Source organism: Haliscomenobacter sp., assembly GCF_041740695.1.
In the GTDB taxonomy this organism is placed as follows: Bacteria; Bacteroidota; Bacteroidia; order Chitinophagales; family Saprospiraceae; genus Haliscomenobacter.
On the sequence record NZ_JBGSLK010000135.1, the window covers coordinates 68,241 to 94,317 of the forward strand.

At 48.1% G+C, this 26,077-nt stretch carries 18 protein-coding genes; 12 read left to right on the forward strand and 6 right to left on the reverse strand.

Going from position 1 to position 26,077, the window contains the following annotated elements:
- Positions 1-30 precede the first annotated feature (30 nt).
- On the forward strand, positions 31-825 hold the full coding sequence (locus tag ACEW9O_RS27600; RefSeq protein WP_373553460.1) for a hypothetical protein: 795 nt from the start codon (positions 31-33) through the stop codon (positions 823-825).
- Between the two features lie 28 nt (positions 826-853).
- Here ACEW9O_RS27600 and ACEW9O_RS27605 read toward each other — a convergent pair whose 3' ends face one another.
- A complete protein-coding gene (locus tag ACEW9O_RS27605) occupies positions 854-1,357 on the reverse strand; it encodes a hypothetical protein (RefSeq protein ID WP_373553461.1) in 504 nt (167 codons plus the stop codon).
- Positions 1,358-1,589: 232 nt separating this feature from the next.
- On the opposite strand from ACEW9O_RS27605, the gene ACEW9O_RS27610 reads away from it, so the two are divergent.
- Positions 1,590-1,748, forward strand: a complete 159-nt coding sequence (locus tag ACEW9O_RS27610) for a hypothetical protein (protein ID WP_373553462.1) — start codon at positions 1,590-1,592, stop codon at positions 1,746-1,748.
- A gap of 82 nt (positions 1,749-1,830) precedes the next feature.
- On the opposite strand, the gene ACEW9O_RS27615 is transcribed toward ACEW9O_RS27610, so the two are convergent.
- Positions 1,831-3,651 (reverse strand): RagB/SusD family nutrient uptake outer membrane protein, encoded by a 1,821-nt coding sequence (locus tag ACEW9O_RS27615; RefSeq protein ID WP_373553463.1) that lies wholly within the window; start codon positions 3,649-3,651, stop codon positions 1,831-1,833.
- 18 nt (positions 3,652-3,669) lie between these two features.
- The gene (locus ACEW9O_RS27620) at positions 3,670-6,786 is read right to left on the reverse strand and encodes a SusC/RagA family TonB-linked outer membrane protein (protein ID WP_373553464.1); all 3,117 of its coding nucleotides are present in this window, start codon (positions 6,784-6,786) and stop codon (positions 3,670-3,672) included.
- 455 nt (positions 6,787-7,241) lie between these two features.
- Here ACEW9O_RS27620 and ACEW9O_RS27625 point away from each other — a divergent pair, with 455 nt between their 5' ends.
- The 8 genes from ACEW9O_RS27625 to ACEW9O_RS27660 all read left to right on the forward strand — a co-directional run bounded on the left by ACEW9O_RS27625 (position 7,242) and on the right by ACEW9O_RS27660 (position 20,057).
- Positions 7,242-7,826 carry an RNA polymerase sigma factor gene (locus ACEW9O_RS27625; protein WP_373553465.1) on the forward strand — a complete coding sequence of 195 codons (585 nt, stop codon included), beginning with the start codon at positions 7,242-7,244 and terminating at the stop codon, positions 7,824-7,826.
- A 100-nt stretch (positions 7,827-7,926) separates the two neighbouring features.
- Entirely contained in the window at positions 7,927-8,934 is a 1,008-nt protein-coding gene (locus tag ACEW9O_RS27630; protein WP_373553466.1) for a FecR family protein, read from the forward strand.
- 72 nt (positions 8,935-9,006) lie between these two features.
- Entirely contained in the window at positions 9,007-12,531 is a 3,525-nt protein-coding gene (locus ACEW9O_RS27635) for a TonB-dependent receptor (RefSeq protein WP_373553467.1), read from the forward strand.
- A 34-nt stretch (positions 12,532-12,565) separates the two neighbouring features.
- Positions 12,566-14,185, forward strand: coding sequence for a RagB/SusD family nutrient uptake outer membrane protein (locus tag ACEW9O_RS27640; RefSeq protein ID WP_373553468.1), 1,620 nt, complete (start codon positions 12,566-12,568; stop codon positions 14,183-14,185).
- A gap of 226 nt (positions 14,186-14,411) precedes the next feature.
- Positions 14,412-16,217, forward strand: coding sequence for a heparinase II/III family protein (locus ACEW9O_RS27645; RefSeq protein WP_373553469.1), 1,806 nt, complete (start codon positions 14,412-14,414; stop codon positions 16,215-16,217).
- Between the two features lie 72 nt (positions 16,218-16,289).
- A complete protein-coding gene (locus tag ACEW9O_RS27650) occupies positions 16,290-17,159 on the forward strand; it encodes a LamG domain-containing protein (RefSeq protein WP_373553470.1) in 870 nt (289 codons plus the stop codon).
- Between the two features lie 160 nt (positions 17,160-17,319).
- Complete coding sequence (locus tag ACEW9O_RS27655) at positions 17,320-19,245, forward strand: heparinase II/III family protein (RefSeq protein WP_373553471.1); 1,926 nt, start codon at positions 17,320-17,322, stop codon at positions 19,243-19,245.
- Between the two features lie 41 nt (positions 19,246-19,286).
- On the forward strand, positions 19,287-20,057 hold the full coding sequence (locus tag ACEW9O_RS27660) for a hypothetical protein (protein WP_373553472.1): 771 nt from the start codon (positions 19,287-19,289) through the stop codon (positions 20,055-20,057).
- Between the two features lie 187 nt (positions 20,058-20,244).
- Here the strand turns inward: ACEW9O_RS27660 and ACEW9O_RS27665 are convergent, their stop codons facing one another.
- Complete coding sequence (locus tag ACEW9O_RS27665; RefSeq protein ID WP_373553473.1) at positions 20,245-22,377, reverse strand: molybdopterin cofactor-binding domain-containing protein; 2,133 nt, start codon at positions 22,375-22,377, stop codon at positions 20,245-20,247.
- Positions 22,374-22,838, reverse strand: coding sequence for a (2Fe-2S)-binding protein (locus ACEW9O_RS27670; RefSeq protein WP_373553474.1), 465 nt, complete (start codon positions 22,836-22,838; stop codon positions 22,374-22,376). Before ACEW9O_RS27670 ends, ACEW9O_RS27665 begins: the two co-directional genes overlap by 4 nt.
- Before the next feature lie 252 nt (positions 22,839-23,090).
- On the opposite strand from ACEW9O_RS27670, the gene ACEW9O_RS27675 reads away from it, so the two are divergent.
- Positions 23,091-23,855, forward strand: a complete 765-nt coding sequence (locus ACEW9O_RS27675; protein WP_373553475.1) for a glycosyltransferase family 2 protein — start codon at positions 23,091-23,093, stop codon at positions 23,853-23,855.
- Between the two features lie 202 nt (positions 23,856-24,057).
- Here the strand turns inward: ACEW9O_RS27675 and ACEW9O_RS27680 are convergent, their stop codons facing one another.
- Positions 24,058-24,405: a hypothetical protein gene (locus ACEW9O_RS27680; RefSeq protein ID WP_373553476.1), complete on the reverse strand. Its 348-nt coding sequence runs from the start codon at positions 24,403-24,405 to the stop codon at positions 24,058-24,060.
- Positions 24,406-24,700: 295 nt separating this feature from the next.
- Between ACEW9O_RS27680 and kynU the strand changes: the two genes are divergently transcribed.
- Complete coding sequence (kynU, locus tag ACEW9O_RS27685) at positions 24,701-25,999, forward strand: kynureninase (RefSeq protein WP_373553477.1); 1,299 nt, start codon at positions 24,701-24,703, stop codon at positions 25,997-25,999.
- Positions 26,000-26,077 lie beyond the last annotated feature (78 nt).

Here is a 26,077-nt window from a genome sequence, read left to right on the forward strand (position 1 = left end):
GTCGTAAAATCATTGTCAAAACCATTGAAGATGGACGCATTCGAAGATCAAATTATCCTGACACCAAAGGATAATGAAACAATAGCCAACAGTAGCCACCAAATCGATACTCCCGAACTGAAGGTGCTCCTAGCTGTAAAAAAATTTACAGCCCAACTCGAAGAAGAGTATACCGAATTGCTGAAAATCGAAAGTGAACTGGATGAATTGCACAAAGATGGCTTGTTGATCATTGAAGCCACCGCTCCGCCAGAAGCAGCAGCCCAGTGGAACGCAATTTTACTGGAAATGAATAAAGCAATAAGCGGCATCAATGATATCCTTATTAAGGCAAAAGAAAATACAGCACAAAATGAGAAAAGCAATTCCCTGGGGCTATGGGAATCAATGACCATACACATCACTTCATTAGAAGACAATGCTACAAATGCTAGAAATACTGCATTGACCTTATTGCCAGAAGCGGTCCATCCGCAGTGGGAAAAGGAATTTGTACAGCTTGAAACGCCACTTGTGGAATCCGTCGTTGCACGGGTGGAGTCATGCAGGGTATTGCTGCAATTGATTGAACGGTACACCCCCGAAGAATTGAATGAAATTACCCAAATGATTGTGGACCATATTCCAGTGAATTTTACTTATGAAGAAGCGCTGAAGTATCAGCATGATTATTACAAAGCACTGGTAGACTATAAAAAAGAATTTAAAGAAGATAAAAATCTTTGGGATAAATTCCTGGATGTTTTGGCAGGTGGTACACACCAGTCACCGTCGGAAAGAGTAATGTTGGATAGATGGATTGATGGCGAAAAAGGAGCCCTCTAAAACAAACTGGAGAGAGCAGTAATCCTCTTCACGCATACAAAAAAGCCTCGTCCCCCTCCGCCATTTTTCTTATATTCTCCAATACCCTTTGCATATAAACCCGCCAAAAAACTTTGGTAAACAACCAGTTCAGTGGATACAGCCAAACCACGTCGGCGTGCATCGTATAGGTGTATTCTATCAAAATACGATTGGGTTCCAGCTCTGTCGTCCGCCATTCCCCCACAAATTTTGAAAAGCCCAGCATCCAGGATTTGAACTCGCACACCTCAATTTTCCAGTATTGATTTTCGATGCGTTCAATGACCCGATCCATTGAGGCTTCGCCGCCAGCCTGGCTGAGCGATGGCGCTACAAATACCTTTTTGCTGCTGCCAGGTTGGCCCCAATCTTCATCTTCAGTACAATGGGTCACTTTGGGCATGATGACAAAGCCGGTATGCACTTTGGATACATCGCAAAGCATGGGGGCTTTAAAGGCTCTTTCAAGGGAGCAATGGTAGATGGTTTTGACGGTTACGCTGGTGGTCATGTGGAGGCGTTTTGAGGTGGATTTTGTGCCTAAATTCGTGAAAATTCGTGTAATTCGTGGCTAATCTTTTCAATCACGCTACAGGCGCTAAATAATCCGCGTTGATCCGCCTTCTCGCGTTCCTTTTCTTCCTTGCCCTACAAAGCTTTGCTTTTGCGCAAAAAAATAAACCAACAACTACACCAAGCATGGGTTTGGATTTTACCATTTTTCCAAAAAAGATAAAACCTTGATGGCTAAAGCTGCTGGCAATGATGAATTTGCCACGCAGGCCATGGGCAATCACACCTTCAGGCTGGATCAGTTTGGAGTGGTGATCAAGTTTAAAACAGGGGAGAAGAAGTTGTTGTTGAAGCAAGGGGGAGAGGTGAAGGAATTTGTGCAGGAGTGATAAAATATGGCACCCCAAAAGACAATACCTTCTGAAGTGCCATACCTTAAAAATCAAAAATATAACTATTCAACACTTTACATCAATACCCAGGATTCTGCGGGAACTTAGGCCCTTCAACAACCCTGTCTATCTGTGCTTGAGGAATTGGACGCAACATGTGGAAGTCCTTGATGTTGGCCGCAGCATCAGGATTCCAATCTTTCACCCTGCGCACCAAAGAACGGGTACGCACCAAGTCGTGCCATCTTTGCCATTCGCCATAAAACTCACGGGTACGTTCATCCAGGATGAAATCAAGCGTAACATCCGCCTCGGTGATTTCCATGGCCGTCGCAGCAGCCGCATTTTGATCCGCAGTGTTGCTTGGGCGGAAAGCCGCTCTTCTTCTGATGGCATTGAGCAAGTCCTTGGCAGCCGTAGCTTGACCAGCTTTGAAAGCTGCTTCCGCCCCAGTCAGGTACACATCCGCAAAGCGGTAAATCACCACCGGTCTGGAGGATGGGTCGTTGAAGTTTGCGCCCCGGCTGGGATCCATAAACTTCTTCACCGCAGGGAAATAGGTGTTGTTCCAAAGGCTGGGAGGGATAACCGTGCCCTTGAAAGGTCTGGTTCCGACAAACTGTGGTGCCCCCGCCACTTCGTAATCCGGCATCCAAATGGCCGTATCTATGTTTGCGCGCAGGGTATACGTAGGAATGCCCCGGCTGTTGTTGGCAGCAGTTTGAGCATTGCTTGTCTCCTTGTTCGCAATCCAAACTGTATAAAAGGTATTCTCAAAACGAGAGTCAACGTTGCGGTTGACAAAGGCCTGATCCATAAAATAACTTTTCCCAGCATTGGGGCCAGAAGGCCACTTGTAGCTATTCGGGCGAATCCGAATGTATGGACGACCGTAATAGGAATCCCGAATCATCGTGGAAGTACCATTATTGGTCAAGTTACCCGCTGCGTTTTTGAACGAGTTGATGCCAAGATTGGGGTAGTTCCAATTCGTAAACCAGGGCGTAAGATTTTGCGCTCCACCACCTGAGGCACCACCACCCACGGTATAGTAGCCATATTTGGGGTCTTTGGAGTGATCACTTACAAACATGGTTTCTTTGCCATAGTCATTGGCAGGAACAAAAACATCGCCATAGTTTGCCCAAAGGTCAAGTCCGTAAGCTGCTTTTTTGGCAATGATATCCGCGCAGATGGTAGATGCTTGGGTGAAATCTGCCTGGCTGTTGGTCAACCAACCCCTGGTCAAATATGCTTTAGCCAATACCAACTGTGCCACTGGCTTGCAAGCAGCTTTGTCGATAAAAGGAGCGGTGGGTTTGTCGGGTAAATCCGTCGAAGCCTCGGTCAAATCTTTGATGATTTGTGCGTACACCTCTGCTGCGGGCTGCCGGGAAGCGGCCTGTGAAGGCACTGTAATGAATTTGGTATTCAAAGGCACGTCTCCAAAGGTTTGCACCAGGTAAAAATACCAGAAGCCGCGCAAAAACTTGGCTTGAGCCAGGTACTGCTTGCGGGTCGCATCTGGAAGGTCGATGGTTTGGCCATATTCCAAGACCCCGTTCAGGGTATTGATGTCGGTATACGCGATATTCCAGGCGGCGCCAAAATTGGTTCCGTTGAGCCCATTGTAGTTGTGCAGTTGAATCCCACTGGCACTGGCGCCGGCCAAATGTTCATCTGTACCCGCCATCATTTCATTGGTAAACCCCTCTGTTCCCCATGCATTGCGGATGTCGTTGTACACCCCGGCAATGCCACCCAATACACCGGAAGGGCTATTGAAAAAGGAGGGTACGATGGCTGCCTGAGGGTTCTCTTCCAGGATTCCCTGGCAACCATTGTTTATGAATGCACACAGTACCAGCACCGCTGGTAAAAGTTTATATTTTAGTTTCATGTCAATTCGTTTTTGAGTTTAAAATTTCAAGTTCAAGCCAAATGTAAACTGTCTGAACGCTGGGTTATTCAGGTTCACACTAATTTGGCGTCCCGGAGCACCTACGTCACCCGCACCAGTTGGAGCTACACCGCCACCATATCCATTGCCTTCAGGATCAGGACCAAATCCCGCATCTACAAATGGGGAATAAATCACAAATGGGTTGGTTGCGTTCAGGTAAATTCTTGCCGAAGCTAGGCCCATTTTACTCATCAAACTGCTTGGCAATTGGTACCCAAAGTTGATGCTGCGGCACTTGATGAAGGACCCATCCTGGTAGCCCAGGGTAGAACCAAACAACAAGCGGTCGGTACCCGCATCTGGCGCAGGGAAGGCATTGGTAGGATTAGTGCGCGTCCAGTAGTCTACTTTGAGCTGGTTGACCCGGCTTTGGTTGAAGAAAGGGAACCCGTTGCCACCACCATCAGCAGTGAGGTGGGGTGCCAATACTTGCATGCCCATTCTGGCGTAGATCACGATAGAAAGGTCAAAACCCTTGTAGCTGAAGCGGTTGGTGAGGCCACCTTCCCATTGCGGTTGGAAGTTGCCCAGGATTTGGCGGTCGTTGGCGTCAATCTTGCCATCTCCGTTGGCGTCCTCAATCCGAATTTGGCCAGGATATTGTACTGGAGCAGTTTGTTTCTTGATCTGCTCGTTGATGGAGTCTTGCAACTGCCAGATGCCGACCTTTTTGTAGTCGTAAATCACGGTCAGGGGGTGACCCACAAACCAGCCAGCTCCTTTGTTTTCCAATTCAGTGGGCTTAGTCAGTTGAGTGATCTTCTCGCGGTTGAAGAAGAAAATCCAATCGGTACTCCAGTTGAATCCATTGGTTTTTTGAATATTCTGGGTCGTGATCATCACCTCTAAACCTTTGCCTTCGGTTCTACCCAGGTTTTGTAGTGTGGAAGAGGCACCATTACTGGCTGGGAGCGGTACTGACAGTAGGATGTCTTTCGTTTTCTGATGGTAATAATCTACAGTACCCGTGATGCGGTCATTGAACAAGCCAAATTCCAAGCCCAAATCAATCTGGTCGGTGGATTGCCAGCTCAACGTTGAACTAGGCAAGCTGGTCACCAGGTAAGCGAGTTGTTGTCCGGCAGTGCTTTGTCCAAAATTGTAATACCCTGCGCTCAAACCGCCCAAAGTGGCGTATGCCCCTACGTTGCGGTTGCCGGAGATACCCCAGCCCCCTCTGATTTTGAGGTTGGAGATCGCTTTTATATTTTTCATAAAACCTTCTTCCGTTACAGTCCAGCCCAAGCCCACGGCTGGGTAGTTGAAGTACTGAAAGCCTGGAGACAGTGTAGAAGAACCATCGCGGCGGAATGTAAGGGTCGCCAGGTACTTACTGGCAAAACTATAGTTCACGCGGCCCATGAATGACAACAAGCCCGTTTCGGAGAATGAACCCGTAGCAGTTGGTTGCCCAGCCGCCAAGGCGAAGTTGGCATTGGCAATGTAATCTGCAGGAATACCCGTTACGTTAAACTGACTCCTCTGGTTGTGGTCTTTGGTTACCTCAAACAAGCCCGTAATGCCTAGTTTGTGTTTTTTGGCAAACACTTTATCGTAGTACAACAGGTGCTGGAAGTTGTACGACCAGGCTTCGCTGTTGTTCACTTCGGCATTCGAAGAAGACTGTACCACCGACGAATTGACATAGGTCAAAGGCCCAGAATAACCATTGCCATTGTCCTGCCGGAAATCCAGACCCGCATTGAAGCGATAACGCAAACCTTCTACAATTTTCAGTTCGGCGTACAGACTGTTAAAGGTTCTGAGTCTGCGGTTGTTGGCCAACAAGGAATTGGCCTTGGTAATCAGTGTAAGTGGGCTGACTGCTGCGGCATCAATCGAACCAATGGCCGGATTGAGGTTGACTGTGCCATCGGCATTGTAAGGTGAAGCCAGTGGAGTCAAACGCACCAGGCCACTTGGCACCCCACCACCACCTACTGTATTCGAGTAGGTAAGGGTATTCATGGTGTTGAGGCCGATTTTTAAGCTCTTGCTGATTTTATGGTCAATGGTCGTACGCAGCGAGAAACGTTCGAAATTCTGATTGGGAATCACGCCCTCTTCCACGTAATAACCGCCACTTAAGCCGTATTGGGTGCTTTCACTACCACCACTAACGCTCAACGCGTGGCTGGAGTTGGAGCCCGTGCGGTAAATCAAATCTTGCCAATCGGTAGATACGCCCGCCGCCAAGGCATCCTTTTCTTGCTGGGTGAGCAGGTAGGATGAAGTTCCGTTGCTGCTAGGCCAGCTGGACCGGTTGTAATTGGCCGCATCGGTTTTGAATTGGGCATATTCCGCCCCGTTCATGACGTTGTACTTGGACATGATATTGGTCAAACCATGGAACCCATCATAGGTGATCACGGCTTTGCCACTTTTGCCCCGGCGGGTAGTCACCAAGATGACCCCACCTGCACCACGTGAACCATAAATAGCGGTCGCAGAAGCGTCTTTCAAGATATCGAGACTGGTGATGTCTTCAGGATTCAAATCGTTGATGCTGCCACCGTAAGGAATTCCGTCTACTACGATTAATGGGCCATCCAAGGCATCGCTGGAGCCACTATTGGTGGTCAAGGTGCGGTTGCCGCGAATCCGGATTTGACCGGCAGCACCTGGAGTAGAACTGTTGTTCACAATCGAAACCCCGGCAGTGCGGCCCTTAAGCTGGGCAATTAAGTTGGGAGCAGGGACTTCTTTGAGTACTTCCGACTTGATTTTGGTCACTGCACCCGTAACATCTTTCGCTTCCTGGGTACCATAACCCACCACGACTACTTCATTCAATACGGATGTGTTGACTTCTAGTACTAAGTTCAAAGTCGTCTGACCATTGATGGCAATGGTTTGTTCAGTGTATCCTGTGTAACTAAATTTTAGGGTGCCATTGGTGGGCGCAGTGATGGAATACTTCCCATCAATGTCCGTTACCGCGCCCCGGCTGCTACCTACTAGTAGAATACTTACGCCAGTGAGTGGCTCATTCCCATCTTTTGCTGTAACCGTTCCACTAACTGTCACATCTTGAGCGTGAGCGTAACCAACGAAGCCTAAGAAAACCAGCATTAGCATGCTAAATCTTCTCAGGCCAGTTAGCACTGAAAATGTTCTTTGTTTGTTTCGCATTGTTTGTTTGTTTAAATAAAAAATCACAAAATATTCGTCGGCCATACAAAGATATGAGATCATTATTTATTTGTGAAATCGGTTGCATTATTTTTTTGTACAAAATACAATTATATTTCTCTTTTGCATAAAACTGGGTAATAGTTGGCGTTTTGAGGCATTACGCCTAGAGATCTAAGCATCAGCACAACCTGAATCGTGTTAATTGAGGAAAGATTGATACCGGAGCATTTGTAACTGAAATCGGTTGCATTATTTTAGGTGGCCATCGCAAATACCACATAAGTCATTTGTTGCCTTTTTCGTCAGGGTCTTTGCTGTTTCCAACGTCTTCCTTTTTGGAGATTTTTTCAAAAGATCAACGACAAAAAACCACATCAAATAAATCGCCAGCGATGAGTCTAAAGACACATTCCGATGCAGATTTGTTGAGCTTGTTGAAAGCAGATGACACGCTGGCTTTCAAAGAATTGTACGATCGCTACTGGTACAAGATGTACAGCATCGCCCTGCGCAAACTGAATCGGAAAGAAGTAGCCGAGGAACTCGCCCAAGAGCTGTTTGTAATGCTTTGGCAAAAACGCGCCACCCTGCGCATCATCAATTTGAATGCTTTTTTGCAGGTTTCGCTCAAAAACCTGGCCATTGATTACATCCGGCACCACATTCAGGAAGAACACTACCTGGACTCCCTCAAGCAGTATTTCCCGCTTGAAATCATGACCACTTCAGACATGGTCTATTTCAATGATTTGACCGAAGCCTTGCAAAAAGCCCTGGCCGAATTGCCCGAAAAAACCCGACAAATATTTATGCTCAACCGCTTTGAGCGCCTGACCATTCGGGAGATTGCTGCACAACTCAATCTTTCTGAAAAGTCCATTGAGTATCATCTCTCCCGCTCTACGACCTATCTGCGACAACACCTGCGCGATTACAACGCGTATGGACTTACCTTTCTCACATTCCTTCTTTATTAAATGTATTTTTAATTTTAAAAAAAAATTAAAAATACGGCCAATCCGATTTAGGGAAAAAAATCACTTGCCCGTCTACCAGTATATAATTCGGTAAACAGGCATGGGTAACGAGAAATATCAGGCATTATTGACAAAATACTTAAATGGAGAGTGCTCTGACGAAGAAAGAGCATTACTCGATCAATGGTATGAAGCCTTACATGCAAGCGCTGAAAGCACTAAAGACATCGATCCAGATCGCAAAACCAGCTTTTTAGAACGGAACTGGGAAGCCCTGCTCGCCAAAACCCACCCCGAAGAAGAAACGCAGAAGCCTCTATTCAGGTGGTGGCGTTGGATGGCGGCAGCCTCATTCTTATTGGCCATTAGTGCCACTTACTTTTGGAGCAATGAGCGGTGGTCATCCTCTACCCAACCCATTGCTGAAACTAAATCGGGTATCAAAAAAACCAACCTCACTCGCCAAACACAAACCATCATTTTGCCCGATGGTAGCACAGTCGTATTGGAAAAAAATGCCAGCCTAATTACCGCCCGCGATTTTGGAGCGCAGCAACGTACGGTTTACCTGGAAGGTGGAGCCTTTTTTAGTGTCAAACCCAATGCTAAAATTCCTTTTTTGGTACATACTGGCGATGTTGTTACCGAAGTACTGGGTACCAGTTTCAGGATTCAGCCACTGGCCAATAAGCGAGACATTGAAGTATCAGTCAATACTGGACGCGTCTCGGTGTACACCCTGGAAAAGAACACAGTGAAAAAACGAAATGGGGTGATCCTCACTCCGAACCAAAAGGCCATCATCAGTACCGAACTCAAAACCATCCAGCAGGGTATCGTTGAGCACCCCACTTTGGTGGATAGAGGCATTTCGGAAGCCAGTTTCATTTTTGAGGAAGCCACCGTTGAGGACGTGCTCAAATCCATCCAAAACGCTTACGGAATAGAGGTTGTAGTCCTCAATCCCGCAGTAAAAGTATGTGCATTTACTGGGGATTTGAATGGATTGGAGCTGTTCCAGCAACTTGAATTGATTTGTGGGGCCATCAATGCAAAATTTGAAACCCGTGGCACGGCCATTTTTATTCTTGGAAAAGGCTGCGATTGACCAGGTTTCGCTGCAATCGTGGAACGCAATATTTACTGGAGCCTACATTTGCCAAATCGAATTAAGGAATGAATGTTGTCGAAAAACAGGAGATTTCTTTACGGAACCGTTTGGTATTCACTCAAATCCAAAACATTACAGTTTATGAAAACATCGCTACAAATTTTGCCGATGCTTTGTAAAATGCTCAAACTGCCTTTGTTTCATGTGTTGACCCTCATGCTTTTTTGTGGGTTTGTTTATGCCCACAAAGGCTTTGGTCAAGACATTCTCAACACGCCTGTAACCCTTACCTTTAAAGACGTTGAAGTCAAAAAAGCACTCCAACTCATTGAAAAAAAGGTGGAAGTAAAGTTTGTCTACAGTTCGAGTACCATCAATGCCACCCAAAAAGTATCGCTCAATGCCAACAGCAAAAAACTGGAGTTGATCCTGAATGAATTGTTCACTCCCTTGGAAGTGAATTACGTGATCGCCAGGAATCGAATCCTGCTCAAAAAAGTGAGCATGGGGATGATTCCCAAAATCGAGAAAACACAGCTGGAGGAATCTGTACAGATGATTGCGCAGACTGTGAAAGGTAAAATAACCGATGAAAAAGGAGAAGTGCTCATTGGCGCAAATATCCTTTTGAAAGGTACCACAACGGGTACGGTAACCAACATCGATGGCCGCTACGAGCTCCAGGTTCCTGATGCAAACGCTGTTTTAGTCATTTCTTATACCGGATTTGTCTCCCAGGAAGTAATAGTTGGCAACCGCACCGAAGTAGACATCGTTCTGGTTTCAGATGCAAGTGCCCTGGATGAAGTGGTGGTCATCGGATATGGTACCCAGAAAAAAGAAAACCTGACTGGCGCCGTTTCTACCATCGATTCCAAAGTCATCGAAAACCGCCCGGTCAGCAACCTGGCTAACGCCCTTCAGGGAGTAGCCTCCGGGCTCATCATCACCCGAGGTACTGGCCAACCAGGCAACGAAGGGATTGGCATCCAGATCAGAGGTGCTACTTCCGCCAATGGCAACGTGGATCCACTGGTGATCTTGGACGGGGTAACCGTGTCCAGCTTTACACTGCAAACCCTTAATCCCAATGACGTTGAGAACATCAGCGTGCTCAAGGATGCAGCTGCTGCTGCAATTTACGGTGCACAAGCTGCCGGAGGGGTGATCTTGATTACGACCAAAAAAGGGAAATCGGGCAAAACCGTTTTTGATTATTCCAACCAGGTTGGAGTAGATTGGGCACTGAATGTACCCCAAAGACTCCCACTGTTGGAAGAAGCGGAATATGCCAACCTGGCCCGCAAAAACGCGGGTTCCGGTCCGGAATACAACGATCAGGAAATGCAACGGATCCGCGACAACATTCCGTACGTGGTCAATCCGAGTGATACGACGCGCTACATTTTTTACAACCAGGAAGACCTCATCAGCCAGGTTGTTCGCGATTATACACCCATGCAAACCCACAATCTCTCGGCCAGAGGTGGGAACGACAAGACGAATTTCCTGATTTCACTAGGTTATTATGGTAAACAAGGCGCTTTCAAAGTGGGATCCGATCGTTTGGATCGCTACAACTTGCGCATCAACCTGGGCACGCAGTTGACCAAACATTTGTCGCTGGATTCGCGCATTGCCTATACTTTACAACAACAACAGGCACCTTCAGCCGCAACTGATGGTAGCGGCCTGCTGTATCAAGTGTACCGCTTGCGCACCCGTTACCCCATCTTCACACCCGAAGGTCGACTGAATGGAGGTGCGGGCTCTTCAGCGAACAATACTTACGCCCTGTTGCGTGAAGGAGGCTACAACAACATCGACCGCAATTTCTTCGATGGGGTATTTACGTTCACTGCGGCCAACTTTGTCAAAGGTCTCAAACTAAAGGCAGTACTTGGACAGCAATACCGAGTTGGAGATCGTGAACGATTTGCACGCACTGTTGAATTATGGGGGCGTTTTTCTCCAATATTCTATTTGAATAACCCCAACTCACTTACTGCTACGAATGAAATCACCAAAAATACCAATCTACAATACCTGGCCGATTACGACTTGGCTTTAGGCAAAAACAAATTTCACATTTTGGCCGGATACCAGTGGGAAGACAATCGTTTTGAAGGAACGACCACAACCTCCAACTCTCTGGTGAGCAATGACCGCCCTACCCTTAACCTGGGCAATGACTTGACCAAGTCCAATAGTGAAACCATCAATACTTATGCCTTCCAGTCCGTTTTTGGCCGCTTCAACTATTCATTCAACGACAAATACCTTTTGGAGGCAACCGTACGGGTAGATGAAAGTTCACGTTTGGCTCCAGGCTTGCGCACCAAAACCTTCCCTTCTGCTTCGGTCGGTTGGAACCTGCACCGTGAGCCTTGGTTCAACAAAACGCTGCCCTTTGTTTCGGGCTTCAAACTCCGGGCCTCCTGGGGGCGTTTGGGCAACGCTTTGGGTATAGGTTTGTACGACTATTTGAGTCTGCTTACTCGTGGTTCTGCGCTGGTGCTTGGAGGTACCGAAGCCCGTACTTCTTACTTTTTTGAAAACACGGTTCCTTCTTCTGAGCTATCCTGGGAAACCATCGAAACCAGCAACGGCGGGGTAGACATTGCCTTGATGAAAAATCGCCTGCAAATCAGCGCGGATTATTACGTTAAGTTCAACAAGAACATGCTCACTCCATTGCAGTTGCCAGCAACCTTTGGGGTGGGAACTCCGCGCATCAACAATGGTGAACTCAAATCCTGGGGATGGGAAACCGAATTGAATTACCGCAGCAAAGCGGGCACCAAGTTTACGTACTCGGTGGGCATCAATGTATCTGACAACCAAAACGAGCTCATTAGCTATGCCGGACGCCGGGTATTGAACGCGGGTTCAGTAAGTTTACTCGAAGGATACCCCCTCAATACTTTCTGGGGTTACCTCACCGATGGGTATTTTCAGAATGCGGATGACGTGAAAGCACACGCCTTCCAGGATAGCCGTACTGGTGCCGGCGATGTCAAATTCATTGACCAGAATGGTGATGGAAAACTGACCGTAGGCAAGGGCTCTCCTGAAGACCCCGGCGATTTAGTCTTGCTGGGTACCGATCAGCCCCGTTTTACCTTCGGCTTGAACCTGAGTTTTCAGTGGAAAGGAATTGATTTTTCGGCATTCATTCAAGGCGTAGGCAGACGCAATTTCCTGCCCAACGGCGAAGCACTGCAACCACTTTCGCAGTCCTGGAAGCAGCCCCTGGCCATCCACCGCGACTACTGGACACCGGAAAACCCCAATGCGGCATTCCCTCGGCCTTTCCTGCAGGGTGCTTTCCGCTACCTGCCTTCCGACAAGTGGATCATGAATGGCCAATATGCCCGTTTGAAAAACATTCAAATCGGTTACACGCTGCCTGCCAACTTGTTGAAAAAGGTTAAACTTTCCCGGGCCAGAATTTTTGTGACCGGTCAGGATTTGTTCACCGTATCACAATTGGGCATTTTTGACGACTACTTCAATCCCGAACAGCGCAGTGGGGTAGAAAACGACTATCCATTTTTTGGAACTGCCGCAGTGGGCCTGAATTTGTCCTTTTAATCCCCATTTTTTGACGTTCTAAAGCTATTTCATTATGAAAAATACCTTAAAATTTTTCTTCACCGTGCTGATTCTGGGGCTTTTTAATGCCTGCGATGTAGACCGTTTGCCCGAAACTCAGCTCAGTGACCCGGCTTTTTGGAAAACCGAAGCCGACTTGCAAACAGCAGCCAACTACCTTTACACCTTTTTTCCAGGTTTGCCCAATACTGACGACAACTGGTCGGATGAAACCTACGCCCGTGCCCCAAATGGCATCAGCGATGGATCGCGGATTGCCCCGGCTACCGATGGCGGTTACAACACGCCCTATCGCCTGATTCGTGCGGCCAACAACATCATCACCAAAGGGCCGCAGGCTTCTGCAACAGGCGTTTCTGCTGCTACGATTGACCGTTACATTGGTGAGGCGCAATTTTTCAGGGCCTGGGCCTATTTTTCCTTGTTGCAACGTTACGGAGGTGTACCGCTGATTTTGACTACGCTGAAGGAAAATTCCCCCGAATTAGAAGCTCCAGCCGCTACCCGGGAGGCAGTGGTAGAAGCCATTTACAAGGATTTGGATTTTGCTGCGTCTAAGTTGCCTACCCCCAAAACCTTGGGTACAACCGGGTATGGCCGCATTTCCAATACCGCCGCCTTGGCCTTCAAAGCCAGAGTAGCCTTATTTGAAGGTACCCGTGCCAAATTTCATGCTTATGGCGAACCCAATAAGCATTTGGCGCTGGCAGTTGCTGCGTCCAAAGCAGTCATCGATAGCAAAGAGCACAGCCTGTTTGGCAACTATTACAACTTGTTCCAATTAGCGGGCGAAGGACCTTCAAACAAAGAGAATATCCTGGTACGCAAATATGGTGTAAGCCTTGCCGACAACGTATCGACCCACAACGCTGCACGTAACCTCGAAAACGGTTTTGCTAGTCCCACCAAAAGTCTGGTCGATGAATACCTGATGACCGATGGTTTGCCGACCACCAAGTCTCCTTTGTACACAGCCCCTGTGGCTTCCATTGATGTATTTGCCAAAAGGGACGAGCGCCTTTCTGCAACGATTATGAAAAGAGGTGATGCTTATATCGGTTCAAACCCTGTGTTTTCAATTGCACCATTGGTTTTCAATTTTACAGGTTTTTGCTCGCGCAAATACTTCAATCTCGACGACTGGACCAACCAGCGTTCCTACATTGATGGCATTTTGATCCGTTATGCGGAAGTGCTGCTCATTTATGCCGAAGCCAAATTTGAATTGGAAGGAAGCATCAGCGATGCAGATCTGGATTTGAGTGTAAATCTCTTGCGCACCCGGGGCAAAATTGCCAAGCTGAACAATGCCTTTGTAACGACCAATGGCCTGGATATGCGCACTGAACTTCGCCGCGAGCGCCGGGTAGAACTGGCCGTGGAAGGCTTCCGCTATTGGGACCTCAACCGCTGGAAAACGGCAGAAATCGAATTGGTTAAGCCAATTCTGGGGAACTTCTTCTTCAAAACCGAGTTTGGGACTGCCACTACGGTGAAGCTCACGCCAGATAACTTTATTTTGGTACAGGATGCCAACTTCCGCAAGTTTAATCCAACCAAAGATTACCTCTGGCCCTTGCCCATCAACGAAATTAGTTTAAATCCTTCCTTAAAGCAGAATCAAGGTTGGTAAGGGGCAACAAAAAAATAAGTGCTCATTTTGCCAGAGGATTAGATAAGTAAACGTTTCATTTTAAGTGTCTTATCTAGTCCTCTGGCTTAGGAAAAATGAGCACTTATTTTTGCCCCACTACTAAGTACTGTTTAAACATTTTTTTTGAAGCCCCTCAAAATACCATTGAGGGGCTTTTTAAATTAAACAGATTATGAAAAATTATCCCTTGAGTAAAAGGTGGTTCATGATAGCCATCCTGGCCTTGCTGAGTTTTTTTTCCTGTAAAAAAAATCCAGAGTCTAGCATTGCCCCGGTAGAATTTACGGGCTGGTTAGCCGATGTTAAAAAAGAGCATCCACGTTTGATTTTACAAGAAAATCGCCTGGAAGAACTCAAACAACTCCGCAAAACTGACGCCCTCCTCGATCAATACATCAGTGCTTGCCTCAGCCGGGCCAATTCTTACTTGACCAAGCCCGTTTTGGAAAGGGTGCTGACTGGGCCACGCTTATTATCAGTAAGCCGGGAGTTGTTGATCCGCTCGTACTGCCTGTCCTTCGCCTACCGTTTCACGGGTGATAGAAAGTACTTCGACACCGCACTCAACAATCTCAAAGCCGTTTGTGCTTTTTCCGATTGGAACCCTTCCCATTTTTTGGACGTAGCGGAAATGCTCCACGGTGTTGCCATAGGTTACGATTGGCTGTATGCCGACCTGAGTAAAGCTGACCGCGAAATCCTGCGCGAAGGCATGAAAAAACACGGCCTGAATGAATACCAAAAGCGTGGTGGCGAGTGGTGGAACAAAGCGGAAAACAATTGGAATCAGGTCTGTAATACGGGCTTGATCGTCGGTGCATTGGCCTTGGCTGAAACCGACCCTACTTATGCCCAGGAACTGGCCCCCAAAGCCATCAGCAATCTTTCAGTTGCCCTCAAAAACTATGCACCAGACGGTTTGTGGTACGAAGGCCCCGCCTACTGGAGTTACGCCACCGAATACCTGAGTTATGGCATGGCTGCCCTGGAATCAGCACTGGGCAATATGCAAGGCTTGGAGCAGTATCCCGGACTACGCGAAACTGGCTTGGTGCCGATGGTTTGCGCTTCACCCAACTACAACTTTCTCAATTTTGCGGATGCCGGAGAAAACAGCCGCTCGGATGCCTCTCCCGCGTTTATGTTTTTGGCCAAAATTTACCAAAATGCCAATATTTCCAACTATTACCACGAAGTGATCAAAGCGCGCAACTTGCTGCCGCACCCGCTAGGCGTGGTTTGGTATCAAGCCCCTAGCAGTACCGCCGCCCCCCGCACGCTGGATCAGTTTTTCAAGGGAAAAGTAGAAGCTGTCATTTTTCGTTCGGCCTGGAACGACCCCAAAGCGCTGTGGTTGGGCATCAAAGGGGGGGTAAACGGCTCAGAACACTCACACCTCGATTTGGGTAATTTTGAATTGGAAGCAGGCGGCGTACGTTGGGCCAAAGACTTGGGGTCGGATGATTACAACCTGCCCGGCTACTGGACGATGGGGGTGAATGGACAACGCTGGAGCTACTACCGCCTCAATTCCTTCAGTCACAACGTGCCCTTGCTGGGCAACCAAAACCAGCACCCATTGGCCAAGGCACAGTTTAGCCAAGTTGAACTCAATGCCGCAACACCTTTTGCCATCCTCGACTTGACTGAAGCCTACCGTGATTTTGCCAGCAAAAGCACCCGGAAAGTGAGTTTGATCAACCAACGCAGCGCTTTTTTGATCGAAGATGAGTTTGTTTTGACAAAAAATACTGAAGTGGCCTGGGGAATGATGACCGCCAACAGCGTTGAAGTCCAGAAAGGAGGAAAGGCCATTTTGCGCAATGCCACGATTACCACGCGTACGCTGGAAGCAGAGGTTGTTGCACCTCAGGGCGCAGAATTCAGCGTTGAATCCGCCGTACAAAAGGCCCCCGAAAAATTGAACACTGGTCATTCCCGCTTGATGCTTCGTTTGCCCAATCAAACGGGAAATGTCAAAGTCATCGTGAAACTTACGCCGAAAGGTTAAATTTGTCTTGGTAGTGCGTCGAAGTCAAATGGAATGACCAAGGGCCTTACCTCAAAAAGCAGCGTTGAATTGATGAAAACAACTCGAAACCTATTCATCTTTGTACTTATTTGGAGTGGGATTTTGTTGGGCCAAATTCAAAAGTTAGGTGCCCAAAACAAAACGAAGCAACTCAAATCCTCCAAAGGTTTGGTTGCGCTTTGGGACTTCAAGGAAGAGTCGGGCCAAGCCCGCCAAGCCTGGGGCAAAGGGACGTTTCCACTCGCCGAAATGGATGGTACCCTTCCACGCATCAACGAAGGGCCATTATCTGGTTATTCTGCCCAGTTCGGTAGCGGCGCTTACCTGTCGCTATCCAGTTCACTTACCGGCGCACTAAACATTTATGGACCCAAACAAGGTGTCACAGTCCTTGCCTGGGTAAAATGGACAGGTGAACAAACGGGCTTCGTAGGTGGATTATGGAACGAATACCAGGACGGTGGCAAACGCCAGTATGGTTTATTTGTCTCCCTTCCGCATTACAATGGCAAAAATCAGGTTTGTGGGCACATTTCACTCAGGGGCAAACCAACTCCTCCATTCCCATACTCCATCGACTACTCCGCGAGCAAACAGGAAGTCCCTGCCAATCAATGGGTTTGTATCGCCTTTACTTATGATGGGCGCTACATGAAGTCGTATGTAAACGGCGTTTTTGAAGCCCGCAAGCCCGAGCTGATTGAGCACACCAAAGGATTCGAAGGTTATCCCAACGGCCTGATCCAAAGCAAAAATCCTTATTATTTTCCCGATGGCATGGGCAATAATGGCTCAGATTTTACAGTTGGAGCCGTATTATTAAAAAGGGGAATGGGTAATTTTTTTAAAGGTCAAATTGGCGGCTTAGCCATCTTTAATCGAGCCTTGCGCAAAAAAGAATTACAACGATTGGCCCGCTAGTGTATTAGTAGCGGGGCAAAAATAAGTGTTCATTTTTTCTGAGCCAAAGGATCAGATAAGACACTTAAAATGAACCGTTTACTTATCTAATCCTTTGGCAAAATGAACACTTATTTTTTTATCGCCCCTTATCCTCAAAACGTTTAAACCGACATCTGCAATGAGAACCTACTTTGTGCTCTTCCTTTCGCTGGTTTTTATCCACCTGTCTTTTGCACAGGTCGTCCAGCGCAACATCCTGGCCAACAAATACAACCTGTTGGCCGTCCAACAATCCTTGGTCCCCAAAAATCAATGGAAGCCTTATCCTTTAACGCCTGAAGAATGGCGCAAAAAACTCCCCGATTCCACCTTCAACAAATTGATCAAAACGGGCGAAACCGCGCTCAAATACAAGTTTGAACCCATTTCTGCAAGCACCTCCCTCGACTTCGTGCGCTCGGGCGACCGCCAGCAACACAGCAACGTCTCCATGGGTAAACGCAATGCCCTGATGAACCTGGTCCTGGCCGAAAGCCTCGAAAACCAGGGGCGTTTCACCGAAGCCATCATGAATGGGGTTTGGTCGATCTGTGAAGAAAGTTATTGGGGGGTTCCGGCCCACATTAGCAGTACTGGTCTGCCGGATGTGGAGAATCCAGTAGTCGACCTGTTCGCCGCTGAAACTGCTGCAGTGTTGGCCTTCACCGATTATTTTGTGGGTGAAAAATTAGACAAAATCAATCGCCTGCTGCGCAGCCGGATCTATTACGAAACCAAGCAACGCATCTTCACCCCAATGGCCAAAAATGGCGACAAATATGGCTGGATGAGCCAAACCCGCCCCGTCAACAACTGGAATCCCTGGATCATGTCCAACTGGATCACGGCCATTTTACTCCTGGAAAAAGACGAAAAACAACGTGCTGAAATGTTGCACCATTCCATGCGTGGCCTCGATCGTTACCTCAATAGCCTGGGAGATGACGGTGGTTGTGATGAAGGGCCGAGTTATTGGTTTGCTGCGGGGGCTTCGGCTTACGATTGTTTGGAGCTCTACACCAGTGCTACCAATGGGAAAATTGACATTTACGGCGACCCTTTAATTAAAAAAATGGCCTCGTATGTGTACAAAACGCACATTGCCGACAATTACTTCGTCAACTTTGCCGATGCGGATCCCAAGTTGACCCCCGATGGCTTGATGTTGTACCGTTTTGGCAAGGCCATTAAAGATGAAACCATGGTACAATTTGGGCAATGGGCTTTCAAAACCTTTCCGGCAGCTTCAACTGCCGTTTCCGGTTACCATCGGCCCCGCAAACTCAACAACATCCTGAGTATTGTACAACTAGCCAACAACAATTTTAGCTACACGCCTGCGCCAGATGCCTGGTTTGCCGACATTCAAGTGATGACCACCCGCAATGCCAGCGGCATGTACCTCGCCGCACACGGTGGGCACAATGCCGAAAGCCACAACCACAACGATGTAGGGGACTTCATCATCTACCTCAACGGCAAACCCATGATTGTCGACGCCGGGCGAGGGAATTACACTGCTCGTACCTTTTCGAGCAAGCGGTACGAGTTGTGGTTTACCCAGTCCGAGCACCACAATCTACCGATCATCAATGGTCTGGGGCAAAAAAGCGGCCAGGAATTTGCGGCAAAAAATGTCAGCCGGATTATGACTCCCAAAGAAAGTGGCATGAGTATGGACATTGCCAGCGCGTACCCCGCCGAAGCTGGCATCCAAAGCTGGAACCGCACTGTACTGCTCAAGCGCAATCAGGACGAGGTAGAACTTACCGACGAGTACCTGCTCAAACAAAAGCCCAAATCGCTGCAACAGGTTTTTATGACCGTGGGTGATGTGAACCTCGTTGAAGCAGGGAAAATCATCATTTCGGATGGGTTTCTGAGCATGACCCTGCGTTACGATGCCAAAAAATGGACCGCTACAACCGAATTGCCTTCCACCGAAGGAATGGAATACAGCAGCTTCAAAACCAAATGGGACAGCAAACCCGTACGGCGGATTATTCTGACGAATACGGCACCGGAGGCGAAGGGGAAGTTGGTGTATAGCTTTAAGCGGGATTAAGTCAATAAATTTAATAAATATTTGAAAATCAATTTATTGTCATGAGAATAACTAAAATTTTGTGCTTGTTATGTTTAGCTGTAACCCTCGGTCAGGCATGTCAAAATGTAGCGCCTAAAAAGGCTGAAACTCCTGCCTTCACGGCTACTCCGTATTGGGTGACGAGTTCCTTCATCCAGGCGCTTAATGCCGATAGTGACTCTTTGGTGACTTCCAACTGTATGGAATTGCAATTTACAAGTGCTGATTCAGTGATCATCATCAGTTGTGATTTTGAAGCGGCTTATTGCGTGTACCATGCCATTGACGACAAAACCATCGAAATTAGTGGCGAGATGCTAGGGGATGCGGTGTTTAAAGTCAAGCAGGTAGCTGATAACGACATTGCGCTTGTCGGATGGCTCGAAGAAGGGCAGGAAATCCATTTTGAGCCTGCTGAAAATCACGAACATGATACGCGTGGATCGGCTACACGGCTGGTGGGCAAACACCTGGCCGGTACGTACACGCGAGAAAATCCTTTTGGTCGCGACGATGCTACGGCTCCGGTTACAATAAATGCCGATGGCAGCGTCAAAGGTTTTGGAGCGTATAAATATTACCAAACCGCGCTTGGAGGTGACCTTGCAGCTGCCGAAGATGGGAGCAATCTGATTTATTTCTCTGCTGAAGGGCAAGAAATGTTTCCGCTGGCCTGGAGCAAACGTGGCGATACCTTGAATTTGTGGACCCTGGAAAATATGAGCGCTGCCGATGAGAAGCCGTTTTATGCGGTGGGAAGGATGTATGATCGGTTGATTCGGAAGAAATAAGTTGTACAAAAAATGACTTTGAGCGGAATAGTGATGCGCTAATCCGCTCAAAGTATGTTTTTCAGACCACTTTGAGCAGCTTAACGCCAAAAAACGAACAATACTAGTGCATTAATTCAAAAAAGAAGGGACGGAAAATGACCAATTGGCTACTTCCGTCCCTTTTATTTTTCAACTCCTGAATCGCTTACACGTTCCGCAAACCATTCAAACTAAATGGCTGCTTGCGCAAACGAATACCCGTCGCTTTGAAAATCGCATTCCCCAAGGCCGCCGAAAGTGGGGGCAAAGCCGGCTCACCCAGGCCCGTTGGATCCAGTTCATTTTCTACGAAATAGACTTCCACTGGTGGCGTATCGCCCATCTTGATGGTGCGATAAGTATCGTAATTGGTCTGATCTGGCACACCATCCTTGAAGGTCATGTTGCTGAACATGGCATGGCCAAGCCCATCCACAAGGCCGCCTTCAATTTGATTGATGGCGTGTTCCGGGTTGATCACCACACCGCAGTCTACAGCACAAATCATCCGTTTGATTTTGGGTTGACCAGCTTCCAGCGTTACCTCCACCACCTGTGCTACGTAGGTATTGAAGGAGAAGTAAGCACTGAAGCCCTGGAATACCCCGGCTGGGGCCTTGCCCCAATTGGCTTTTTTCGCCGCCAACTCAATGGTATTGCGGAAACGATCAATTTTGTAAGGCACGTTGCCCACTGGTGATTTTTCAGCCTGTGCCAACCAATCCAGACGCAATTGTACGGGATCTTTACCCGTAGCCTCAGCGATCTCATCCAGGAAGCTTTGCTCTGCAAAGGCCAGAAAGTTGTGTACAGGCGCCCGCCAGGGGCCAGTAGTAATGTTGCTTTGTTGGTTGTGCCCTTCAGCCAGGAAGTGCTCCAGCGCACCTGCCGGGAAGTTGTTTTCCCGCAGTGGGTTGCCTACGTTCAGGCCAGCGCCACGCACGTGCATTGCCTTCACATTGCCTTGAGCATCCAGTGCCGCCCGGTAAAGGTAGTGGCAAGCCGGGCGGTAAATCCCTCCCGTCATGTCGTCTTCCCGGGTCCACATGATTCTGACCGGTGCTTTGGCCAATTTGGAAACCTCCGCAGCTTCAGCAGCAAAGTCGGCATTCAAGCGGCGACCAAAACCACCACCCATCCGCGTCATCATCACGCTGATTTTGGCTTCCGGTAGGCCTGTAGCTTGTGCGGCCGCCCGCAGCACCGAGCCTGGATTTTGAGTTGGCCCGATCAATTCAGCACGGTCTTCGCGGACATCGGCAAAAAAGTTCATGGGCTCCATGGGTGCATGGGGCAAAAATGGCGCTTCGAACTTGGATTCGATGACTTTGTGTGCTCCTTCAAACTGTGCCAGCGCGTCGCCATCCTTGCGTTGTGGCTTTTCTACAGGTTTCCCTAGCAGTTCGGCCATTTTTGCATCGTGATCGGCGGAGCTTTCCAGTTTGGTATCCACTTCCCATTCGATGCTAAGGCGTTCGCGGGCTTTGAGGACTTCCCAGGTGGATGTACCGAGTACAGCTACTTTATTGCCAAAACGAATGACTTGCTTGATGCCCGACATGGTTTTGGCGCGGCTGTCGTTCACCGATTTGATCTTCATGCCAAAGGCGGGTGGACGGGCCACTACGCCGTAAAGCATTCCTTCGCGTTTGAAGTCGAGACCAAACTCCTGCTTGCCCGTAAAGATTTTTTTGTTGTCAACCGCCTTGAGCGATTGGCCAATGATTTTAAAATCCTTCACTGCTTTCAGTGGCACGTCTTTGGGCACTTCCATTTTGGCGGCTTCAGCGGCCAGTTCGCCGTAAGTGGCTTTTTTGCCCGAAGCAGTGTGCAGGACCACGCCATTGCTGGTGCTGCATTCGCCAGGGCTGACACTCCAGCGTTTGGCAGCGGCATTGATCAACATTTGACGGGCGGTTGCTCCAGCGGTGCGCAATGGCTTCCAGGATGCAGGAGTGGAACCGCTACCCCCGGCAACCTGACGGGTATATTTGCTGGCGTCGAGCCCGGCTTGTTCAACCACTACTTTGCTCCAGTCGCAGTCCAGTTCTTCGGCTACCAACATGGGCATGGCCGTTTTGATGTTCTGGCCACATTCCGGGTTGGGTGACATAATGGTGATCACTCCTTCGGGACTGATTTTCACAAAAGCATTGAAGGTCATTGCCTCCATGAATGGTGACTCACTGATTTCTGCAGCGCTGGCAGCCCAGCTTAATCCCAGCATCATCCCGCCACCAGTGGTCGCGGTAACCTTGAGGAAGGAGCGGCGATCGAATTGAATAGAGGGTGTGCTCATGATTTAACTTTTTTAGCGGCTACGTGAATGGCTTCCCGAATGCGGTTGTACGTGCCACAGCGGCAAATGTTGCCCGCCATGGCCGAGTTGATGTCGGCATCAGAAGGCTTGGGATTTTTTTTGAGCAGTGCGGCGGCGCTCATGATTTGTCCCGCCTGGCAATAGCCACATTGGGGGACATCTACTTCTTGCCAGGCTTGCTGAACGGGGTGTTCGCCCGTTTTGGACAAACCTTCGATCGTGATGACCTGTGCTTTGCCTACCGCCGAAACGGGTAAGGCGCAAGAACGCATGGATTCGCCATTGATGTGTACGGTGCAAGCGCCACACTGGCCAATACCACAACCGTATTTTGAGCCAGTAAGGCCCAGGTGGTCGCGCAAAATCCAGAGCAAAGGCGTATCTGCAGCGGCCTCCACTTTGTATTTTGTCCCATTGACTTTAAGTGTAAATTCTGCCATGAGTGATAGGTTGGTTGTCTATTCGATATTAGGAAAAGTTGAGAAGGTTTAGGAGGTTGAGAAGGTTTAGGCTACCGCGAGCGATTTTGACAAAGTCCTTGTCTAAGTCGCTCGCGGTAGCCTAAACCTTCTCAACCTTCCTCAACCTCCTAAACCTTTACAAATTACAGCTTATAATGCACGAAATCAATTTATGTTTGGTAAAAAGTAAGTTCTACCTTTGAACGGCATTTTTTTGTAGACAAACGACACATGATCCAATTATCCGCAGTTGTCATTACTTTTAATGAAGAAAAAAACATTGAACGTTGCATTTTGTCTTTGCAAGATGTTGCGGATGAGATCGTTGTAGTTGATTCTTACTCCAGTGATCGGACCGAAGCCATTTGTGCACAATACGGTGTAAGGTTCATTCAGCACCCTTTTGCAGGGCATATTCAGCAGAAAAATTGGGCCATTACCCAAGCCAGCTCCCCCTACGTTTTGTCCCTGGATGCCGACGAAGCTTTATCCGAAGAACTAAGGCAGTCGATTTTGGCCGTCAAAAAAAACTGGACGGTGCAGGGCTATTCTTTCAATCGCCTCAACAACTACTGCGGCCAATGGATTCACCACAGTGGTTGGTATCCCGACCGCAAATTGCGCCTCTGGGATTCCCGCCTGGGGCAATGGTCGGGGGCCAATCCTCACGACCGTTATGAAATGCAAGCTGGGGTAAAAATGCAACACCTCAAGGGCGACTTGTTGCATTATACGGCCAACAGCATCAAGGAGCACTTTGACATGTTGTACAAGTACGCCGACATTGGGGCCAAAGAGTTGGTTCGACAAGGTCAAGGCAGTTCCTGGATCAAACTATGGATCAATCCCTGGTTCAAGTTTTTCAAAATGTATGTCCTGAAGCGGGGATATAAGGATGGATTGTATGGCTTGATTATTTGTTCGTCGACGGCTTGGTTTACGTTTTGGAAGTATGTTTTGGTGCGGTATTATCAGCGTGAGGGGAAGGAGGGGTAATGAGGGATGAACTCCTGCTACTTGAAGTCTTCCCATTATCCTAAGGCGCGACGCTGGTACAATGTCTCCAGACCTGTACCAGCGACAACTCGATGTGTTTGCTTGATTTTGAAAAACTTGCACCAGCGGGGAAAATATACTAAGTAGCAGATACCACCTGCTGCTGGTTGAAGTCTTCCCTATTAATTTCGAAAGACTTGGACTAGCGGAGTAAAGGTTTTATTTCTCTGTATTTATCCTCCCACTTTTTAGTATCTGAATAATAAAGCTTTGATTCACCCAAAGATGTTCCAAAAGAAACTGTGTAATATAAACTATCTCTTTTATCGTAATATAGCACATCCCTTCCGTCCAGTTCTTCAATCTCGATTTCTTCTAAAGAATTGGGCAATCTGTTATGCTCTGATCTAAAAACCTCTATCCTCTTTACAAGGGCATCCCCTCTTTTTATTAGCCTTTCTTCTCTAGCCGTTCTTAGATAAAAGAACCAAACAGAAAACAGTATTAACAAAACTCCAAGTGAACATAAAATGTATTTGTATTTTCTCATGATCATGTGTATTTTTTAATGTAAACCGGAGTTTTTCTATGATTTGTTCCAGAAGGTTTTTTCCTTGATAGTTGAAGTCTTCCCTTTTAACTTCTAGGGCGCAACGCTGATTCAATGTCTTCAGGTTTGTATCAGTGAGACGCTTTTACTAGTGGCACAGTATTTCCAGCCTCAAGAGAAGCAAGGGTAAGAAGATTCCTTCATTTTAATCTGGAAGAAACTCCTTCAACCAAGTTACAATTTTTATGTTTGTTCTTCGATGCAATGCCAGATTTTTCGCCTTAAACCAAACCAAATGTCCTTTCAACCCACCCTCGATTACGCCCGCCAAATGGATGCTCAAGATCCCCTGCGCTCCTTTCGTGACCAATACCTTTTCCCCCAACATCAAGGCCACAATTGCCTGTATTTCTGTGGCAATTCCCTGGGCTTACAACCCAAACAAGCCCGAGCCTGCATCGAAACCGAACTGCAACGCTGGCAAGAACTGGGGGTAGAAGGCCATTTCGAAGGCGAATTGCCCTGGACGCAGTACCACAAAGCGCTCGCCCCTGCCTCTGCCCACATCGTAGGTGCGCAGGAGGATGAAGTCATCGTGATGAATACCCTCTCGGTCAACTTGCACTTGTTGATGGTGAGTTTTTATCGGCCAAATGCCCAACGTTTCAAAATCATCATGGAAGCCGGGGCTTTCCCTTCCGACCAATACGCCATCGAAACCCAAGTGCGCTGGCATGGCTACGACCCCGCCGAAGCCATTGTGGAAGTGGCACCCCGCCCGGGAGAAATGCTGCTGCATACCGAAGACATCCTGGCCGCCATCAAGCAGCACGGCCCTCAAACGGCGCTGGTGCTTTTTGCCGGGCTCAACTACTACACTGGCCAAGTGTACGATATGCCCGCCATTACCAAAGCAGGGCATGATGCAGGCGCTTATGTGGGTTTTGACCTGGCACACGCTGCGGGCAATGTCCCCTTGCACTTGCACGATTGGGGTGTTGATTTTGCAGTGTGGTGTACCTACAAATACATCAATTCAGGACCGGGAGCGCTCGGTGGTGTTTTCATCCATGCCAATCATGCGTACAACAAAGAGCTGCCTCGCTTTGCTGGTTGGTGGGGGCACAACGAGGAGCGGCGTTTTTTGATGGAAAAAGGTTTTGATCCCATTCCTGGTGCGGCAGGCTGGCAACTGAGCAATGCGCCGATTCTGGCCTTTGCTCCCATGAAAGCCAGCCATGATTTGTTCATGCAGGCTACCATGCCAGCTTTGCGGGCCAAAAGTCAACACTTGACAGCGTATCTGGAATACCTGATTGATGTGCTCAATGCTGATCGCCCCAGGTTTAGCATCATTACCCCGCGAGACCCTGCGCAGCGGGGTGCTCAATTGTCCATTTTAACTGGCCCAGAAGGCAAGGCACTATTTGATTATTTGGCAAAAAACGGGGTGATCTGCGATTGGCGGGAGCACAATTTGCCGGGTGAAAAAGGGGAGAAAGCGGGAGTCATCCGGGTTGCACCTACTCCGATGTACAATTCCTATGAGGACGTATGGCAGTTGGTAGATTTGTTGAAAAAAGCGGAGGTTTAAAAAGGGGTAAACATTTGGGCACCCTACTAACATTTTGCTTGGAGGACATGAATTGCCTCCAGCTTTAGCTGGTGGATA

Coding starts and splice junctions, on each gene's coding strand:
- ACEW9O_RS27665 (WP_373553473.1), bottom strand. CDS start 22,377: ATGAGCACACCCTCTATTCAATTCGATCGCCGCTCCTTCCTCAAGGTT.
- ACEW9O_RS27615 (WP_373553463.1), bottom strand. CDS start 3,651: ATGAAACTAAAATATAAACTTTTACCAGCGGTGCTGGTACTGTGTGCA.
- ACEW9O_RS27645 (WP_373553469.1), top strand. CDS start 14,412: ATGATAGCCATCCTGGCCTTGCTGAGTTTTTTTTCCTGTAAAAAAAAT.
- ACEW9O_RS27600 (WP_373553460.1), top strand. CDS start 31: ATGGACGCATTCGAAGATCAAATTATCCTGACACCAAAGGATAATGAA.
- ACEW9O_RS27610 (WP_373553462.1), top strand. CDS start 1,590: ATGGCTAAAGCTGCTGGCAATGATGAATTTGCCACGCAGGCCATGGGC.
- ACEW9O_RS27655 (WP_373553471.1), top strand. CDS start 17,320: ATGAGAACCTACTTTGTGCTCTTCCTTTCGCTGGTTTTTATCCACCTG.
- ACEW9O_RS27605 (WP_373553461.1), bottom strand. CDS start 1,357: ATGACCACCAGCGTAACCGTCAAAACCATCTACCATTGCTCCCTTGAA.
- ACEW9O_RS27640 (WP_373553468.1), top strand. CDS start 12,566: ATGAAAAATACCTTAAAATTTTTCTTCACCGTGCTGATTCTGGGGCTT.
- ACEW9O_RS27660 (WP_373553472.1), top strand. CDS start 19,287: ATGAGAATAACTAAAATTTTGTGCTTGTTATGTTTAGCTGTAACCCTC.
- ACEW9O_RS27680 (WP_373553476.1), bottom strand. CDS start 24,405: ATGAGAAAATACAAATACATTTTATGTTCACTTGGAGTTTTGTTAATA.
- ACEW9O_RS27675 (WP_373553475.1), top strand. CDS start 23,091: ATGATCCAATTATCCGCAGTTGTCATTACTTTTAATGAAGAAAAAAAC.
- ACEW9O_RS27620 (WP_373553464.1), bottom strand. CDS start 6,786: ATGCTGGTTTTCTTAGGCTTCGTTGGTTACGCTCACGCTCAAGATGTG.
- ACEW9O_RS27670 (WP_373553474.1), bottom strand. CDS start 22,838: ATGGCAGAATTTACACTTAAAGTCAATGGGACAAAATACAAAGTGGAG.
- ACEW9O_RS27625 (WP_373553465.1), top strand. CDS start 7,242: ATGAGTCTAAAGACACATTCCGATGCAGATTTGTTGAGCTTGTTGAAA.
- ACEW9O_RS27635 (WP_373553467.1), top strand. CDS start 9,007: ATGTTGTCGAAAAACAGGAGATTTCTTTACGGAACCGTTTGGTATTCA.
- ACEW9O_RS27650 (WP_373553470.1), top strand. CDS start 16,290: ATGAAAACAACTCGAAACCTATTCATCTTTGTACTTATTTGGAGTGGG.
- kynU (WP_373553477.1), top strand. CDS start 24,701: ATGTCCTTTCAACCCACCCTCGATTACGCCCGCCAAATGGATGCTCAA.
- ACEW9O_RS27630 (WP_373553466.1), top strand. CDS start 7,927: ATGGGTAACGAGAAATATCAGGCATTATTGACAAAATACTTAAATGGA.